The organism is Streptomyces sp. NPDC058697 (genome assembly GCF_042715345.1).
GTDB lineage: Bacteria > Actinomycetota > Actinomycetes > Streptomycetales > Streptomycetaceae > Streptomyces > Streptomyces liliifuscus.
Genome location: NZ_JBHXSU010000021.1, coordinates 102,055 through 118,151, shown reverse-complemented (window position 1 = coordinate 118,151; position 16,097 = coordinate 102,055). Strand labels below are relative to the sequence as shown.

General features: G+C 69.4%; 16 protein-coding genes. 10 read left to right on the top strand and 6 right to left on the bottom strand.

The genetic code is table 11. The annotated features are described in order from the left end of the window. Positions 1-48: 48 nt before the first annotated feature. Complete coding sequence (locus ACFWXQ_RS35835; RefSeq protein ID WP_383935902.1) at positions 49-771, bottom strand: hypothetical protein; 723 nt, start codon at positions 769-771, stop codon at positions 49-51. Positions 772-1,229: 458 nt separating this feature from the next. Here ACFWXQ_RS35835 and ACFWXQ_RS35830 point away from each other — a divergent pair, with 458 nt between their 5' ends. From ACFWXQ_RS35830 to ACFWXQ_RS35790, 9 genes are all read left to right on the top strand, one after another. Next, a complete protein-coding gene (locus tag ACFWXQ_RS35830) occupies positions 1,230-1,949 on the top strand; it encodes a hypothetical protein (RefSeq protein WP_383935901.1) in 720 nt (239 codons plus the stop codon). 23 nt (positions 1,950-1,972) lie between these two features. Then, entirely contained in the window at positions 1,973-2,827 is an 855-nt protein-coding gene (locus ACFWXQ_RS35825) for a hypothetical protein (RefSeq protein ID WP_383935899.1), read from the top strand. A gap of 43 nt (positions 2,828-2,870) precedes the next feature. Further along, positions 2,871-4,181 (top strand): CpaF family protein, encoded by a 1,311-nt coding sequence (locus tag ACFWXQ_RS35820; protein WP_383935897.1) that lies wholly within the window; start codon positions 2,871-2,873, stop codon positions 4,179-4,181. A gap of 31 nt (positions 4,182-4,212) precedes the next feature. Next, a complete protein-coding gene (locus ACFWXQ_RS35815; protein ID WP_383935970.1) occupies positions 4,213-5,181 on the top strand; it encodes a type II secretion system F family protein in 969 nt (322 codons plus the stop codon). Beyond that, a complete protein-coding gene (locus tag ACFWXQ_RS35810) occupies positions 5,178-6,107 on the top strand; it encodes a type II secretion system F family protein (RefSeq protein WP_383935895.1) in 930 nt (309 codons plus the stop codon). Before ACFWXQ_RS35815 ends, ACFWXQ_RS35810 begins: the two co-directional genes overlap by 4 nt. 86 nt (positions 6,108-6,193) lie before the next feature. Further along, positions 6,194-6,445, top strand: coding sequence for a hypothetical protein (locus ACFWXQ_RS35805; RefSeq protein WP_055610899.1), 252 nt, complete (start codon positions 6,194-6,196; stop codon positions 6,443-6,445). A gap of 140 nt (positions 6,446-6,585) precedes the next feature. Further along, positions 6,586-6,966 (top strand): TadE family protein, encoded by a 381-nt coding sequence (locus ACFWXQ_RS35800; protein ID WP_234048783.1) that lies wholly within the window; start codon positions 6,586-6,588, stop codon positions 6,964-6,966. Next, complete coding sequence (locus tag ACFWXQ_RS35795; protein ID WP_383935892.1) at positions 6,966-7,469, top strand: TadE/TadG family type IV pilus assembly protein; 504 nt, start codon at positions 6,966-6,968, stop codon at positions 7,467-7,469. The genes ACFWXQ_RS35800 and ACFWXQ_RS35795 overlap by 1 nt, the downstream gene beginning before the upstream one ends. Next, positions 7,466-7,933, top strand: coding sequence for a TadE/TadG family type IV pilus assembly protein (locus ACFWXQ_RS35790; protein ID WP_383935890.1), 468 nt, complete (start codon positions 7,466-7,468; stop codon positions 7,931-7,933). The genes ACFWXQ_RS35795 and ACFWXQ_RS35790 overlap by 4 nt, the downstream gene beginning before the upstream one ends. A 36-nt stretch (positions 7,934-7,969) precedes the next feature. Here ACFWXQ_RS35790 and ACFWXQ_RS35785 read toward each other — a convergent pair whose 3' ends face one another. From ACFWXQ_RS35785 to ACFWXQ_RS35765, 5 genes are all read right to left on the bottom strand, one after another. Continuing rightward, positions 7,970-8,305 carry a hypothetical protein gene (locus ACFWXQ_RS35785; protein WP_383935888.1) on the bottom strand — a complete coding sequence of 112 codons (336 nt, stop codon included), beginning with the start codon at positions 8,303-8,305 and terminating at the stop codon, positions 7,970-7,972. 166 nt (positions 8,306-8,471) lie between these two features. Further along, a complete protein-coding gene (locus ACFWXQ_RS35780; RefSeq protein WP_383935886.1) occupies positions 8,472-9,491 on the bottom strand; it encodes a hypothetical protein in 1,020 nt (339 codons plus the stop codon). A gap of 103 nt (positions 9,492-9,594) precedes the next feature. Then, complete coding sequence (locus ACFWXQ_RS35775; protein WP_383935884.1) at positions 9,595-10,647, bottom strand: hypothetical protein; 1,053 nt, start codon at positions 10,645-10,647, stop codon at positions 9,595-9,597. Beyond that, entirely contained in the window at positions 10,644-11,294 is a 651-nt protein-coding gene (locus ACFWXQ_RS35770) for a hypothetical protein (RefSeq protein WP_383935882.1), read from the bottom strand. Before ACFWXQ_RS35770 ends, ACFWXQ_RS35775 begins: the two co-directional genes overlap by 4 nt. 259 nt (positions 11,295-11,553) lie before the next feature. Further along, positions 11,554-12,828, bottom strand: a complete 1,275-nt coding sequence (locus ACFWXQ_RS35765) for an RNA-guided endonuclease InsQ/TnpB family protein (RefSeq protein WP_383935880.1) — start codon at positions 12,826-12,828, stop codon at positions 11,554-11,556. Between the two features lie 212 nt (positions 12,829-13,040). On the opposite strand from ACFWXQ_RS35765, the gene ACFWXQ_RS35760 reads away from it, so the two are divergent. Further along, the gene (locus ACFWXQ_RS35760; protein ID WP_383935878.1) at positions 13,041-16,043 is read left to right on the top strand and encodes a BTAD domain-containing putative transcriptional regulator; all 3,003 of its coding nucleotides are present in this window, start codon (positions 13,041-13,043) and stop codon (positions 16,041-16,043) included. The last annotated feature ends 54 nt before the right edge of the window (positions 16,044-16,097 follow it).

The window sequence follows — 16,097 nt, the reverse complement described above, 5'->3', positions numbered from 1 at the left end:
TGTGCCCGTGGCTCACTCGTGAGGGTGGTTCACGGGCGGGCCCCTGGATCACCCCAGCTTCGCGTTCTGCGCCCCGACCACAACCGCCGCCAGCTTCGTGTCGCTCGGCCTCGACTCCGCGATGGCCCTGCCGTCCACCGAGAAGTAGACCGCGATGACGTCGTCGCGGCGTACGGCGGCCGAGTGGAGTGTGTGGGTGGTGTCCAGGACCGTCATCGTGGACTTGAAGGCGAGGGACTCGTCGCCCGCCTTGGTGGTCGGTTCCGCGGTGACCGAGTCGTACGGGCTGGTGCCGCTCTTCGACTTGGCGGTGAAGCCGTCGCCGCAGGACGCCACCGCCTTGGCGAGGCCGGCCATGGCCGACTCCGCTCCGCCGTCCTCGTACGAGGTGAGCGTGACGTAGGTGTAGCCGCCGTTGAGGCCGTCCTTCGAGGCGACCCGCGTGAGGTCCGCCTGCGGTTCGCCGAGCGGGAGTTGGTTCATCGCGTACGCCAGCGGGGCGCACACCTTCTTGTCCAGGGCCACCTCGTCCGGCGACTTGGCGAACACGAACTCGTCGGAGGGTTCCTCGACTCCATAACCGTCCACGTCCGCCTTCGTGATCATGAGCTTGGCCAGGCGCTCCGCCGGGCTGACCTCCTTGGCCCCGGACGCCGTGGCTCCGGCCCCGGGCCTGTCCGCCGCGTCCGTCTCCGAGTCGCCGCTTCCGCAAGCGGTCAGTCCGGCCAGCGCGAGGACGGAGAGCGCGGCGGCGAGGGCGGATCGCTTCATGTGGGGGCGGGCTCCTTGGCTTTCGGTGGCTGAGGGGGGATGACGGGTGGGGGCGTCAACCTCGCGGCTGAAGATCGCTGAAGATCCTTCCACGCCCCCGCCCCACCCCTGCCCCGCCCCCGTGAGCGAGTAGTGCAGACCTGATGGACGGAGCGTGACGAACGGCCGTCGGAGCAGGGGTGGATGATTCGCTGGTGCACAGCGGCAGCCCCGTACGCAGGCCCTTCCTCGACCGGGAACCGAACGGCCCGCGTTGCGCGTGGATAACGTCGGGGCGTGTGGGGTCCGGGGCCATGGGCGTGCCTTGAGGGGCTTATGCGCTGCTGATACGGTGCGATGACTTGACACTCAGTCCGGCCGTGGCTATTCGACCAGGTCGGGCGGTACGCCCGGTGCGGCCGAAGTGTTCCAAGTGTCCTGAATGACGAAACCTTCTTGGGTGTACGGGGAGCGGTTGCGTGAAGATCCAGGAGCGTACGGGGGCGGGCAACAACCGTTCCGCTGCGCCGGTTCAGCCGACGATGGGGGAGCGCCTTCCCTCGCCGCCTCGCGAGCGCAAACCCGCGCTGGCCGCGCTCGCGGTCCTGCTGATCCTCGTGGGTGCGCTCGGGGCGACCATGCTCGTGCTGCGCGCCGGTGACCGTGTCGAGGTCGTGAAGGTGACCGGCGACATCCAGGCCGGCCAGTCCGTCGGCGACAACGTGGAGTCGGTGCTGGTCGCGGACGACGCGGGGATCAACTACGTCAAGTGGTCCCAGGTGGACACCCTGAAGAAGCTCAAGGCCAAGTCCACGATCTACAAGGGCACCCTCGTCATCGGCGAGATGTTCGGCACCGAGGCCGGCGTCCCGGCAGGCAAGGCCATCGTCGGTCTCTCCCTCAAGGAGGGGCAGTACCCCGAGGGCATCGAGGTGGGCGACCTCGTTGCCGCCTACCAGGTCAACAACACCGGTTCCTCGAACACGGACGACGACACGGGCACCGGTGCCGCGGGCAGCGGCAGCACGCCGATCGTCTCCGACGCGCGTGTCAGCACGGTGCCCTCGACCAAGAGCGACGCCACCATCAGCAGCACCAACAAGCGTTACACGGTGACCGTCGACGAGAGCGATGCCGCCGCGCTGGCCCGCGCCGCCGCGGCGAACCAGGTCGCCCTCGTCAAGGTCCCCGGCAACTAGCGGCGAAGAGAGTCACACACACCATGGCCCTCATCGCCCTCGCCGCCGACAAAGGTTCCCCCGGCGTCACCACGGCGGCCGTCGCCCTCGCCGCCGTCTGGCCCCGCAGGGTCCTGCTCGCCGAGACCGACCCGGCCGGCGGCGACCTCGTGTACCGCAGTGCCGCCGCGCACGGCGGGCCGCTGAACCCGAACACCGGCATGCTGTCCATCGCGGCAACCGCCCGCCGTGGCCTCGTACCGGATCAACTCTGGGACCACGTACAGCCGTTGAGCGGTGGGCTCGAAGTGCTCGTCGGGCTCGGGAACGCCGAGCAGGCGGCCGGGCTCGCGGGGCTGTGGCCCACGCTCGGCCGGGCCTTCGCGCAGCTCGCCGACTCCCCGCACGCACCCGCCGACGTCATCGCGGACTGCGGACGGATCAGCGGAGACACCCCGGCCGTCGAGATGTTCTCGCAGGCGGCCCTCGTACTCCTCATCTCCCGCACCGAGCCGGAGGCCATCGCGCGCGTACGCGACCGGGCCGCCGCCCTCAGTGCCAAGCTGCACGGCGGAGCCCGTGGCGCGGCCGCCCTCGGCACGCCCCTCATCGGGGTCGTCCTCATCACCGACCCGAGCGAGTCCGGCAAGCTCGTCCACCAGGTCAACGACATGCTGGTGGCCGCGCAGACCGGCGCCCGCGTCGTCGGCACGGTCGCCGACGACCCGGCGGGCGCCGACCAGTTGGCCGGCCGCAGGCGCGGACGGCTCGACAAGTCGCTGCTCATCCGCTCGGCGCGCAAGGTGACCTCGGACCTCTACCAGCAGTTCGGCGCGGCCTGGGCCGTACCGGCGGCCGACGGTCCGAACGGCCGGCCCACCGCCGGAGCCGGCCGATGACGGCGGAGACGTACACGCGCGGGGCAGCAGTGGGGGGCGGGCGATGACCGCCGTCGACCACCAGCTGGTCAAGCGGTTCCGGCAGGAGGCCGGTGACCGTATCGCCGAGCAGCGCCGGCTCGACCAGGTCTCCGGCGTCACACCGATGTCCAACGAGGACGAGCGGCACTACGCCCGCGCGGTGATAGCCCAGATACTGGAGGAGTACGCCCGTACGGAGATCAACTCCGGGCGTACGCCGCTGGACGCCGAGACCGAGGAGCAGTACGCGGCCGCCGTGCACGCCGCGCTCTTCGGAGTGGGGCGCCTGCAGCCGCTGCTCGACAACCCCGAGGTCGAGAACATCGACATCAACGGGTACGACCAGGTCTTCGTCGGTTACGCGAACGGCGAGGAGACCAAGGGCGATCCCGTCGCCGAGACCGACGAGGAGCTCATCGAGCTCATCCAGATCCTCGGCGCGTACTCCGGACTCTCCTCCCGGCCCTTCGACTCCGCCAACCCGCAGCTCGACCTGCGGCTGCCGGACGGCTCCCGGCTCTCCGCCGTCATGGATGTGACCCGGCGCCCGGCGCTCTCCATCCGTCGCGCGCGCATGGGCAAGGTCTTCATGTCCGACCTCGTCGGCAACGGCACGCTCACCCCGGAGATCGGGCACTTCCTCGCCTGCGCCGTCCGGGCCCGCAAGAACATCATGATCGCGGGCGCGACCAACGCCGGTAAGACGACGCTGCTGCGGGCGCTCGCCAACGAGATCCCGCCGCACGAGCGCCTCATCACCGTCGAACGCGCCCTGGAACTCGGACTCGACACCTTCGCCGATCTGCACCCGAACGTGGTGGCTTTCGAAGAGCGGCTGCCCAACTCGGAGGGCCAAGGCACCATCTCCATGGCCGAGTTGGTGCGGCGGTCCCTCCGTATGAACCCCTCGCGCGTCATCGTCGGTGAGGTCCTCGGCGACGAGATCGTGACCATGCTGAACGCGATGTCCCAGGGCAACGACGGCTCGCTGTCCACGATCCACGCCAACAGCTCCAGCGAGGTCTTCAACCGTATTTCCACGTACGCGCTCCAGGCCACCGAGCGGCTGCCCATCGAGGCCAGCCAGATGCTCGTCGCGGGCGCGGTGAACTTCGTCGTGTTCGTCCAGCGGCGCAACAACTACCAGACGGGCGGCCGACTCCAGCGCATGGTCACCTCCATCCGCGAGGTCAACGGCGTCGACGGACGCGTCCTGTCCAGCGAGGTGTTCGCCGAGGCGTCGGACGGCCGGATCCTGCCGCACGCGCCCCTCGCCTGCCTCGAAGACCTGATCCAGCACGGCTATCGCCTGCCCGGCGGGAACTGGGGGTGAGCTGACCATGAACCTCGACGGACTCGGCTCCATGGGCGGGCTGTTCTCCACCACCGTCCTGTACGCGCTCGCGTGCGGCATCGCCGTCGGCGGCGGCCTCGCGCTGTTCGCCGTCGCGGTCCGCGGACTGCCCGCCAAGCCCGAGCACGAGAAGCAGAAGGCGAGCGAACGGGCCTCCGAGCTCGTACGGTTCGCCGGTCAGCGCGGTTCGATCGCGGCCGGCGCCGGCATCGTCGTCCTGCTGCTCACGCGGTGGGCCGTCGCCGGAATCGCGACCGCCGTCCTCGTCTTCTTCTGGGACAAGCTCTTCGGCGGCGCCTCCGAGGAGAAGTCCGCGATGCGCCGCGTGGAGGCCCTCGCCTCCTGGACCGAGTCGCTGCGCGACACCATCGCGGGCGCGGTAGGCCTGGAGCAGGCCATCCCCGCCTCCGCACGCGCCGCGGCACCGGTCCTGCGTCCGCACCTCGACGCCCTCGTCGACCGCCTCCGCTCCCGTACGCCGCTGCCGGAAGCCCTCCAGCAGCTCGCCGACGAGATCGACGACGCGTCCGCCGACATCATCGTGGCCGCCCTGATCCTCAACGCGCGGCTGCGGGGCCCGGGTCTGCGGCAGGTCCTGGGCGCGCTGGCCAAGTCGGCGCGCGAAGAGGTCGACATGCGGCAGAGGGTCATGGCACAGCGGGCCTCGACCCGTCGCTCCGTACAGATCGTCGTCGCGGTGTCGGTCGCCTTCGTCCTCGGCCTGTCGATCTTCAACCGCGAATTCGTCGAGCCGTACGGCACGGCGGTCGGCCAGCTCGTACTCGCCTGTGTCTGCGGCCTGTTCGCGATGGGCTTCCTGTGGCTGCGCAAGCTGTCGACCATCGAGACGCCCGAACGCTTCCTGGTACGGGACGAGTCGGCGGTCCAGTTCGTACGCCCCCGTACGCCGCAGCCGTCGTCGCCGTCCCAGACACAGGCCCCGTCGCAGACGCTGCCGGAGGAGGGGGTACGCCGATGAACTCGACCCTGACCATGCCCGTCGTGGTCGGTGCCGTGCTGGGCCTGGGCATCTACGCCCTCGTACGCGCCCTGATGCCGTCCAAGCGCAGCGCGGTCTCGCAGGTCGCGCGCATCGACGCGATGCGCGCGCGGGGAGCGGCGTACGAGTCCTCGCACCGCACCAGTTCCGACACCGGGCGGCTCGGCAGCGTACGGACCGGAGTCGGCGCCCGTGTCTCCGAGTTCTATATGCAGCAGGGCTGGGAGCTGCGGTCGCTGCGGGCCGATCTGGCGGTGCTGGACCGGAGTTGGGAGAACTTCCTCGCGACGAAGGTGCTGCTGGGGGCGGCCGGGCTGTTCTTCGGCCCGTTCATGTTCGCCGTGGTCTGGACGCTCGGGGTCGGCCGCAGCCCGGTCATCCCGATCTGGCTCGCGCTGATGTTCGCGACCCTCTTCTTCTTCCTGCCGGACCTGGAAGTACGCAGGGACGCGGCGGAGAAGCGGCGTGACCTGCGGCGCGTGATCGGCGCGTATCTGGACCTCGTGTCCATGAGCCTCGCGGGCGGCCGGGGTCTCCCGGAGGCCCTGATGGCCGCCGCCGAGGTCTCCGACGGCTGGGCCACGCAGCGCATCCGTAATGCGCTCGCGGACGCCCGGATCACCGGCATCAGCCAGTGGCAGGCGCTCGGTTCGCTGGGCGAGGACCTGGGGGTGGAGGAGCTGAAGGACCTGTCGGCCTCGCTGGCGCTGGTCGCGGACGACGGCGCGAAGGTGCGCGAGTCGCTCGCCTCCCGGGCCGAGACGATGCGGCACCGCGAACTCGCCGAGATCGAGGGCAGCGCGGGCGAGAAGTCGCAGTCGATGCTCGTCGCGCAGCTGCTGCTCTGCGCGGGCTTCCTCGTCTTCCTGATCTTCCCGGCGGCGATGCGTGTGTTCCAGGTCTGACTCCGGCACCGACAACCGGCACCGACAACTGCATCCCCGAACTGCTCTGAAATGACTCGAGAACTGTCTTGAGAGGACAACTCACCATGAACGGACGGAACTTCAGCACCGGGATCCCGGGGGTGGACTTCCTGATCACCTTCCTCCAGGGCCGGGTGCAGCGCGCCCGCTCCGGCGAGCTCGACCGTGGTGCGTCCGCGGTGGAGTGGGTGATCATCTCGGCGGTCGTCGTGGCGATCGTCGGCGTGGTCGCCGCGATCATCAACGCCGCGCTGAGCGACGGCGCCAACAAGGTCGGCGACTGCATCAAGGGCGCGGACGCGGGCAGCACCTGCTGATTCCGCACTCCGACTCTCGTCCCTTCTCCGACTCCCTTCTCTCTCTTCCCTCTCATATCTCTCATACGGGGTAACTGGTGAGCGTACGACGCTGGGTACGCCGCCGGGTGGAGGCCGCCTCCACCCGCGGCGACTCCGGCATGACCGCGATCGAGTTCGTGCTCCTCACGCCCGTGCTCTTCTTCATGATCTTCGCCACCGTGCAGTTCGCGCTGTACTTCTTCGCCGACCACGTCGCCCAGGCGGCCGCCCAGGCCGGCGCCCGCAAGGCCCGCGCGACGGCCGACGAACAGCCGGGCGCGTGGCGGGGCGAGGCACGGGACGTCGTCGACAGCTATATCGCGCAGCTGGGGCCGCAGTTGGTGCTCTCCCCGCAGGTGGAGATGCTCCAGCCGGAGCAGAACACGGTGGGCGTGGAGATCACGGCGAAGGTGCCGTCGGTGTTTCCGGGTCTGGACATGACGGTGCACGCGCAGTCCTCGGGACCGGTGGAGCGGTTCGTGCAGGAGGAGGGCAACTGATGGGGGCGCTTCCTGCCGGGCGTGGGCCGCGTTCGGCGGTACGGGACCTGGTACGGGACTCCGTACGCGGCTTTGTACGGCGGCGGGCTCGTGCCGTCGCCGCCGCGGGTGCCCGCGACCGGGGGCTGTCCACCATCGAAGTGGTCATCCTGGCCCCGGTGATGATCCTCTTCATCCTTGTCCTCGTGGCCTTCGGGCAGCTCGTGGACGGGCGCGGGGCGATCGACGGCGCCGCGCGGGACGCGGCCCGGGCCGGCTCGATCCAGAAGAACCACGCCATCGCCATGGCCGAGGCCCGCAAGGCGGCCGCCGCGGACCTCGACGACGTCTGCTCGGGTCCCGTGACCGTCAACCAGACGAGCGCGGGCTTCGAGCCCGACAGCATCTTCACGGTCGAGGTGAGCTGTGAGGTGCGGGGCCTGGCGATGCTCGGCCTCGACGTCCCCACGACGCTCACCGCGAGCTTCAGTTCGCCGATCGACCCCCTGCGGAGGGCCGCGTGAACATCCCGCCCGCCGTACGCGACTGGGTCCACGCCCGCCGCACGCGGCTCGACGACCGGGGCTCGGGCGCCGGAGCGGTCATCATCTTCGCCCTGGTGTTCCTGTCCCTCTCGGCCTTCGTCATCGACGGCGGCCTGTCGATCTCCAAGCGGGAACGCGCCGCCGACATCGCCGAACAGGCCGCCCGGTACGCGGCCCAGGACATCGACCGCGAGGCCCTGTACGAGAACGAGGGCGGCCCCGCCCCCATCCTCTTCGAGAACTGCGGCGCCCGGGTCAAGGCATTCGCCCAGGAGATGGGCATGACCGGCGCGGACATCGCCGCCACCCACTGCGTCGCCGCGAACGCCGACGAGGTCGAGGTGGAGGTCCAGCTCACGTACTCGCCGGTCTTCACGGGGATGTTCTACGGCGGCGATGTGACGGTCCGGGGGCGGGCGGTGGCGGAGAACGAGGTCGGCTGACAACGAGGTCGGCTGACAACGCCCCGGCGGGGCGGCCTACTTGCCGCCCTCGCCGCCTTTTCCGCCCTTGCCGTCGGACTTCACGCCCTCGGAGACCTGCTTGGCCAGGTCGTCGTCCAGCTTCTTGAACTCCCGGACGACCGCCTCGGACATCTGCGCCAGCGCGTCGAGCTGCTGGTTGATGTCCTCGCGCCCGTCCTCCCAGTTGGACTCGAAGTCCTCCAGCTTGTCGTAGACGCCACCGTCGCCGATGTCGTCCCTGTAGGACTCGAAGAGCTTCTTGGTGTGGTTCATCCGCGACTTGATGTCACGCAGCCGGGTGCCGTAGTCCTCCAGCTCACTGAGCGGCAGCGCGAGGTCGGGCTTGCCCATGTGCGTTCCCCCTGTGATGTCCGTGCCTCGTGATGTCTACCGGAACGACGGTACCCGTACCCGCGTCGAAGATGCCGTACGAGATCGGCGATGCCGTACGAGATCGGCTTCGGCGGCGGTGCGGGACGGCCGCCGCCGGTCCCTTCGACTACTTCGACTACTACGACTACTTCGAGTCCGTCATCCGGTATTCGTACGCGATCACCGAGGGCTTGCCCGACTTCGGCAGGGTGGCGAGTGTCATGCCCTGGAAGGTGTCGGTGACGAGGGCGCGTTTGGCCGGGTTGTAGACGGACTCCTCCTTGTTCGGGGTGATCTCGAAGCTGCCCATGTACTGCTGCTTGAGGAGCGTCTCCTGGGTGTGGGCGGTCGGGACGACCGCGAGAACGCCGCCGTCGGCCAGCCGCAGCGCGTAAGTCGTCCCGTACGCCGGGTCCTTGGCGAAGAACTTCTTGGTCGCCCACTTGGCCAGGTCGCCCTTGTCGCGCTCGTCGTAGAGCTTGAGGGCGCCCTTGGCCGGGTCCGTGGTGCGGGAGATCGCGGCGCCGGCCTTCTTCCCGCCGGTCTCGTAGAGGTCCTCGAACGCCGCGCTCACGTCGTCCGGGGCGAGGGCTCCGACACGGGTGGAGGGCGCCACGGCGGTGGCGAGACCGTGGTTGCTGGTATCGATCGCCGGGATCGGTGCCTCGCTGTAGACGGCTGACATCAACTTCCAGGTGCCGCCGTCCTTGTCGAAGACCAGGAGGGCGGGGATCTTCGATCCGCTGGCGGTGGCCTTCACGGCGAACCAGTCCTCACCGGCGGGGAGGTAGTACGTACGGTCCTGGTAGGAGAAGGGCTTCTCGTAGTCGCTCCGGTCGGCCTTCGTCCAGGTGCTGAAGGTCTTGTAGTCCGCCTTGCTCTGCTCGTGGACCTGGCCGCCTTCGACCGTCGCCAGCAGCTCGGCGTTCCGCGTGCTGTTCGCCTTGCCGTTGACAGTCGCGTAGTTGTCGACGATCTTCGCCGCCTGCTCGCGGGTCACGGCGCCCTTGGGGGCGGCGGAGGCGGACTCTTTCGTGCCGGCCTTTCCGTCGCCCTCATCCGTGGTGCCGCCGCACCCGGTGAGAGCGACGGTGGACGTCAGCCCGAGCATCAGCAGAGCGATACCGGTCGTGCGTGCGGCGCGTGCCGGGTGGGGGGATGCCATGGTGTGCGCGTCTCTTCTTCTGTTGTGGGGTGTCGGAGGCGTTGCGGGGGTTCGGAGAGGGGAACGACTGCCGCGAAGGCTGCTGCGAAGGAGTGGTCGCGCGTCAGCGGTTGATCGACTGGATCTCCTGGACATTCATGTCCTGCGTGGTCTCGAAGGTGCCGTCGGGCAGGTCACCGCCCGCACCGCCGGTGCCTTCCCAGGAGATCTGCCAGGTGACGGAGGCGCTGAGCTCGTACGGCTTGCCGCTGGAGGAACGCAGATACGTGATGCCGCACGGCGGGGTCTTGTCGGCCTCCCCCTTCACGTACGGGGTCCCGATCGAACCGTCCTCGTTGATCTCGCAGTCACCGCCCGCGGGGTAGGTCTCCGCGTCCTCCGTGCCCGGTTCCAGATGCAGAGCGACCGGCTTGGCCGTCGTCTCCGCCCAGAGGTTGGTGCCGGGCAACTCCGCGCGGACCTTGACCTCCTGGAAAGTCCCCTTGTCGAGCCACACCCAAGTGGGCAGGTTGACGGTGGACTTGACCGCGGGCTTCAACTCGATCTCGGTCTCGGGGACCTTGACCTTGTCGTACGCGTAGTCGGCGAGGGTCTCCGGAGTGGGGGCGTCCGGCACGTCGGGGATCTCGCCGGCGTTCTGCCAGAACATGAGTTGGCCGCACTTCGACGTGTCGTCGACGCTGTTGACGTCCGGCGCGACTCCGCGCCAGAAGTAGCCGTCCTTGCCGAGGTTGTAGTTCTTGTAGCCCTTTGCGGTCGCCGGCGTGCTGAAGTAGTTGCGGGCGTCCTTCTCGTCCTTGAAGTGCTCGGTCCACAGGCTCGGTCCGATCCAGCCCTGGCGAAGGCTGACATCACCCTTGCCGTCGTTCTCCGCGAAGTTCTTCAGCTGGGCGGGCGTGAAGACGGGCTCGTACCAGCAGGGCGGTGGCTTCCAGTTCACGTTCGTCGACGAGAGAGCGCCCTGCTTTCCGCCGCTGGGGCCGCTTATCTGGGTGATCTGGATCCGCGACTGGTTGGCCGCGGCGGAGATGTTCCGGTCCTTGTCGGCCGCCCCGTTGACTCCGCCGTCCCCGACGGCGTGTGCTGACGTTGATGCGAGAAGCACCGAAGTGAGTGACGCAGCTGCCAGGGACGACCATCCGCGAAGAGACGTCATCGCGAGCAAGCACCCCTCTCCGAGCGGGTCGACAGGTTCTGCCAGACGCCCTGCGCGTTCTTGGCGAGGCTGACGTTGTAGGAAATGCGGGGATCCGTGCCGGCCGGATTTCCCGCGACCTCACCGGTCTTGCGGTTCTTCGAGTACGCCTTGCTCTCATCGGTGCAGTAGGAGAGAGACGCTGCCTTTTTGCTGGCGGCGAAGGAGACCTTGGGGTCGAACGCGGGCAGCTTGCCGAACACCGTGAGGTTCTTGCCCGTGTAGGTCTTGATCCACTGCTGGTCCTGGGACAGACCAGGTTTGGTGTCGTAGAAGGCGAGGGCCTCGCCGCCGTCGGGCTCGTTCGCGATGATCGCTGCGTACCCCGCGCGGAGCTGTTCCTTGGCGTCGGTGAGGAGAGCCTGGGTCTCCGGGTCGCTGCTCGTCCAGTCCTCGAAGGTCAACTGGAAGTTCTTCGGGAGCGTGATCTTCGGGCGGTCCACATCGGCCGACACGGACGCGGACGCCGAAGCCGACGGACTGCTCGACCCCTTGTCCGCCCCCTTGATGTCGTCGGACGACTTGTCGTCGCTCCCGCCGCAGGCGGTGAGTACAAGGGCTGCTGTCGCGGCGAAAGCGACGGCGGTGGGCAGGGTGCGGCGGGCCACGGGTGTTCTCCCCCAGAATGCGGCGACTGTGTGCAACAGGAAACGAAGCTATCAGGAGCGGGTAGAGAGGAGCTGGGCGTCAATGGGGGATTGTGTGGTGGTCGTGAGATTTGTGACATGACGGTTGTGAACGTCGCCCTGCTTCGCAACCGGGATGAGCGACACCGTCAGGGATGATCGCGTGATGCTGCCGTTGCCCTCAATAGGATCTAATTGACGATGCTCTTCGGCTGGCGCCGGAGATTCCCGTCGGCGTGTATCAGGTCGCCGATCGGGTTTCACGCATCCGCCTTCGACTCGGGGCCGAGACTCGCACCTTTCCGGTGCTGCGCGTGCTGTTGATGACCGAGCCACCCGCCCGGCGGGCTCGGGCCTCGATCTCGACCGAGGCGTTGTGGTCGGCGTCGTCCTCGTGTCGGCAGTGGACGCAGACGAACAGTCGGCCGCACCCTCTGCGGGACGCGGGGTCGGCCTTGCCGCATGCGGCGCAGGTCTGGGACGTGTGGAACGCAGGAACGGCAATCAACTCAGAACCGTACAAGCGGCATTTGTACTCCAGTTGACGACGGCGTTCCGTAGGGCAGTTGTCCAGAATGGCACGGTTCAGCCCGGCCTTCTGGGAGACGCTGCGGCCGGGTCGGTCCGGCGTGCCTCTGGCGCTGGAGGTCATCCGGGTCACGCGAAGGTCCTCAATGCCGATGAAGCCGTGGTTTTGGGCGAGATCGGTGGTGAGTTTGTGCGTGAAGTCCCTGCGGCGGTTCGTTTCGCGTGCCTTCAGCCGGCCAATGGACGCGATCGTGGCGCGCAGCCGTCGGCTGTATCTGCCTCCTTGATGTTTCCTGGCGTAGGCGATCTGGCGGGCCTTGCGCTGCTCCAGGGCTTTCAGGCGCCGCCGTTCGTGTGCGGTCAGGCCTTCTGGTTTGATGCGGGGCGAGCTCTCGGTGGATACGTAGGCCGATGCCACCACCCCGAAGTCCACGCCGCATCCGGGCTTTTCGTTGGGCGCTTGCGGCCTGATGCCTGTTGCCACGCCGAAGGAGACGTGCCAGCCCCTTCTGTCCCGGCTCACGGTCGCGTTGCGGATGGTGCCGCCCAGCGCTCGCGACAGCCGGAAGCGCACCCAGCCCAGTTTGGGCAGACGTACTTCCGCCCAATGCCGGTTGAGTTTGCGTACCTCCACCGTCTGCCCAGGGAGGGAGACCGATACGCGGTGCGTACGCCTCTTGCGCTGGGGGAATCGTGCCGGATGGTCCGGATTGAAGAAGTTTTCGTACGCTCGGTCGAGATGTCGCAGAACCTGTTGAGCGGCCTGAGCGGGTAGTTCGGCCAGCCACGGCAGCTCCGCCCGAGCAAGGGTCAGTTGTTTGCACTGCTCGTTGGCTCGCAGGGTGAGCCGTCGTTGAGTCCACAAGTACGCCCGCTGCTCGAGCGCCATGTTCCAGAGGGCGCGGCATGTGTGGCCCCAACTGGTCAGGACTCTCTCCTGGTCCACGGTGGGGTACAGCCGGTAGCGGCGTCCCATGTCGGCCTTCACTCCACACACTTTACGGATTGTGATGAAGGTGTTGCAGGGTGTTTGTGTAGGTCGGGGTCTCCCGTTGTCGGTTCGGCCACGCTGAGGGTGCCGGGTGATCCACTTCATTGCCGCCCTGGTGAAGGGGGGCAGCGCGTCCTTTGGGAACCCCGGTAGGCTCGCCCCACCCCACAACTCTCCCTCCCTCCACACACGACACCAGGACACCCGCCATGGCGCGACGTACCACTTCCAACTCGACGGGAAGCTCGCCGGGTCCGAGGAATCGGACGCCGCAGCCCTTGCCTCGGCGGCGCCGTACGGTCGGGGACATATTGAAGGCGTTTCTCGCCTTCGTGGCCCTGCTCGTGCTCCTGATCGGGGTGCCCGGGGCGCTGGCCTCGCAGATCGGGTGGCCGCTGCCGAGCGGTTCGCCGAGTCTGGACTGGCTCCAGAAAGAGATCAGCGTCGATACGTTCGTCAATACGCTGACCGTCGTCGTCTGGTTCGCCTGGGCCCAGTTCACCGCGTGCGTGCTCGTCGAGGTGAAGGCCGCCCTGTCGGGTGTCGGGCTGCCGAACCGCGTGCCCGGCGCCGGCCCGAGCCAGCTGCTCGCGCGGCAGCTCGTCGCGGCCCTGCTGCTCGTCGGCGCGACCGCGGCGAGCTTCACGCCGGGGCTGTCGCAGCTCGGGCAGCAGCTGGACGGCAACCAGCGGCCGGCCGCCGCGGCCGCGCAGCAGACGCCGGGCGGGCTCCTCGGCCACCAGCAGGAGCAGGCCGCCTCGACGGCCGCCGCCCTCGCCGAGCAGGCCGCCAGTGCCGCCGCCCATGCCGAGAGCGGGACCGGCGCCCACGCCTCCGACGACGACACGAAGTTCTACCGGATCCAGCCCCCCGAGGGCCGTCACCACGACTCCCTCTGGGAGGTAGCCGAGCGCCACCTCGGCGACGGGCGGCGGTACAAGGAGATCTACCAGCTCAACAAGGACCGTACGCAGCCCGACGGTTCGAAGCTCTCCGAGGCCAGCCTCATCCGGCCCGGCTGGATCATGGAGATGCCCGGCGACGCCCGCGGCGGCGAGCTGGTGGAGATGCCCGACGAGGCCCCGAAGGTCTCCGAAGAGGTCCAGCAGCAGATTTCCGACTATGCCCGGACCGGCGGTGCCGAGGGTGCCGGCGGACAGCAGGGGAGTGGGCAGCAGGGCGGCGGGTCCGGGTCCCTCGACCGCGACACCGCCCACATCAGTCTTCCCGAGCAGCGGCCCGCCCCCGACCAGGGCCACCAGCAGGGTGGGGACGAGCGGCCGGGGCAGGAGCACGCCGCCCCCGCCGCCGGGGAAGACGGCGGGTTCGGGCTGCCGCAGGCGCTGCTCGGCGCGCCCCTCCTCGCCGCCGGTCTCCTGGGCGCCCTCGGCCGGCGCCGCCGTCAGGCGCTGTGGCAGTCCGCCCTCGGTGCCGTCGGCGGGCGGCGCGGTATGGAACCGCCGACGCCCACCGGCGCCGCCGCCGACGCGCAGGACGCGCTGCTGGTGGGGGCCGACCCCGAGGGCGTACGCCTTCTCGACCTCTCCCTGCGCGGGCTCGCCGCCTCGCTCGCGGGCGAGTCCCGGCCGCTGCCGACCGTCTACGCGGCCTGGATGAGCGGCAACGGCGACCTGCACCTCCAGCTCGCCCAGCCCGCCGGGAAGCCGCCGGCCCCCTGGCAGCTCGGGCAGGACCAGACGTTCTGGATGCTCGCGCGGGCCGACGCCGAGCGGTACGAGGACGTCGACACGGCAGCCCCCTACCCCGGCCTCGTCAGCCTCGGCACGATGGACGACTCGCGGTTGCTGCTCAACCTGGAGGCCGTGCCCGGCATCGTCTCGCTGAGCGGCCGTGAGCAGGACCGGGCGGGCGTGTTCGCCTCCGTGGCCGCCGAGTTGGCCACCAACGGCTGGTCCGACCGCATGACGATCACCCTCGTCGGCTTCGGGGAAGATCTCACGCCCCTTGCACCCAACCGGCTCCGCCACCTCGACGACATCGAGGCGCTCGTGGAGACCATGGAGGCGGAGACGCGGCAGCGGCGCGGTGCGCTGGGTGCGGCAGGGCACGACTCGGTGCTCACCGGGCGTACGGGCCCTGCCCAGCACACCCGTTGGGCCCCGCACCTCGTGCTGCTCGCCGCCGAGCCGTCCGCCGAGGACGCCGTCACGCTCGCCGAACTCGCCGCCGACGCGAGCCGGTTGGGCATCGGGTACCTCGTCGGTACGCAGTCGGGCGATCTGCCCGGTGCCGCCTGGGAGATGGAGATCACCAGCGAGGGCAAGCTCCTCGCGCCGCTCCTCGGCCTCGAACTCGACGCGCAGCTCCTGCCGGTCTCCCAGCAGCGGGCCGTCGTCGAGCTGTTCACCGACGCCGACCCCGAGCGCGACGACGACCGCCCCACCACCACGCCGCCGTTCCTCGTCGACATCAGCGAGCAGGGGCGTCCCGCGGTGTACGCGCGGCTCGTCGGCCCGTACGAGATCATCGGCCTCGAAACGCCGGACGGTGAGCGCAGCCCGCTGCTGCACGAGGCGTTGGCGCTGCTGCTTCTGCACCGCGAGGGTGTGCATCCGCGGGTGCTGTCCTCCGCCCTGTGGCCGCGCGGGGTCACCGACGACGTGCGGGACGCGCTCGTCGAGCGGCTGCGTGCCTGGCTCGGCAACGATCCGGACGGTACGCCGCGGCTCGGCACCGACTCGACCGGGCGGCTCAAGCTCGCCAAGTCCGTCGTGTCCGACCTGGATGTGCTGCGGTCGCTGTACCACGAGGCCACGCAGGGGCGCGGCGCCAACAGCCGTGCCGTGCGCGGGCGGCTGCTGACCGACGCGCTGGTGCTGGTGCGGGGGCCGTTGCTGGCCGAGCGGCCCGCGGGGCGGTACGGGTGGCTGACCCACGAGATCATCGACGCCCAACTGCCCCTGCTCGTCGCGGACATCGGGCTCGCCCTGTCCGCGTTCCATCTGGAGAAGGACCGGGCGGAGAAGGCGATCGAGGCGCTGAACGCGGCGCTCGGCTCCGCGCCGGGCGATGAGCGGTTGTGGAACGAGTTGCTTCGGGCCACTCATGCCACGGGTGACAGCGAGCGCCTCAAGAGGCTCGCCTCGGATCTGGTGTCTCGCTCCGGGGCACGCGGCCTGCCGCCCCGGACCGAGGCCCTGCTGGACGAGCTGCTTCCTGCTTGGCGGAGTGGTGTTGCTGCCGTCGGATGAGTGGGAGTGGCCTTACCGGGCACCCGGAACCGGTGGCTGTGCCCACCCGTTCCG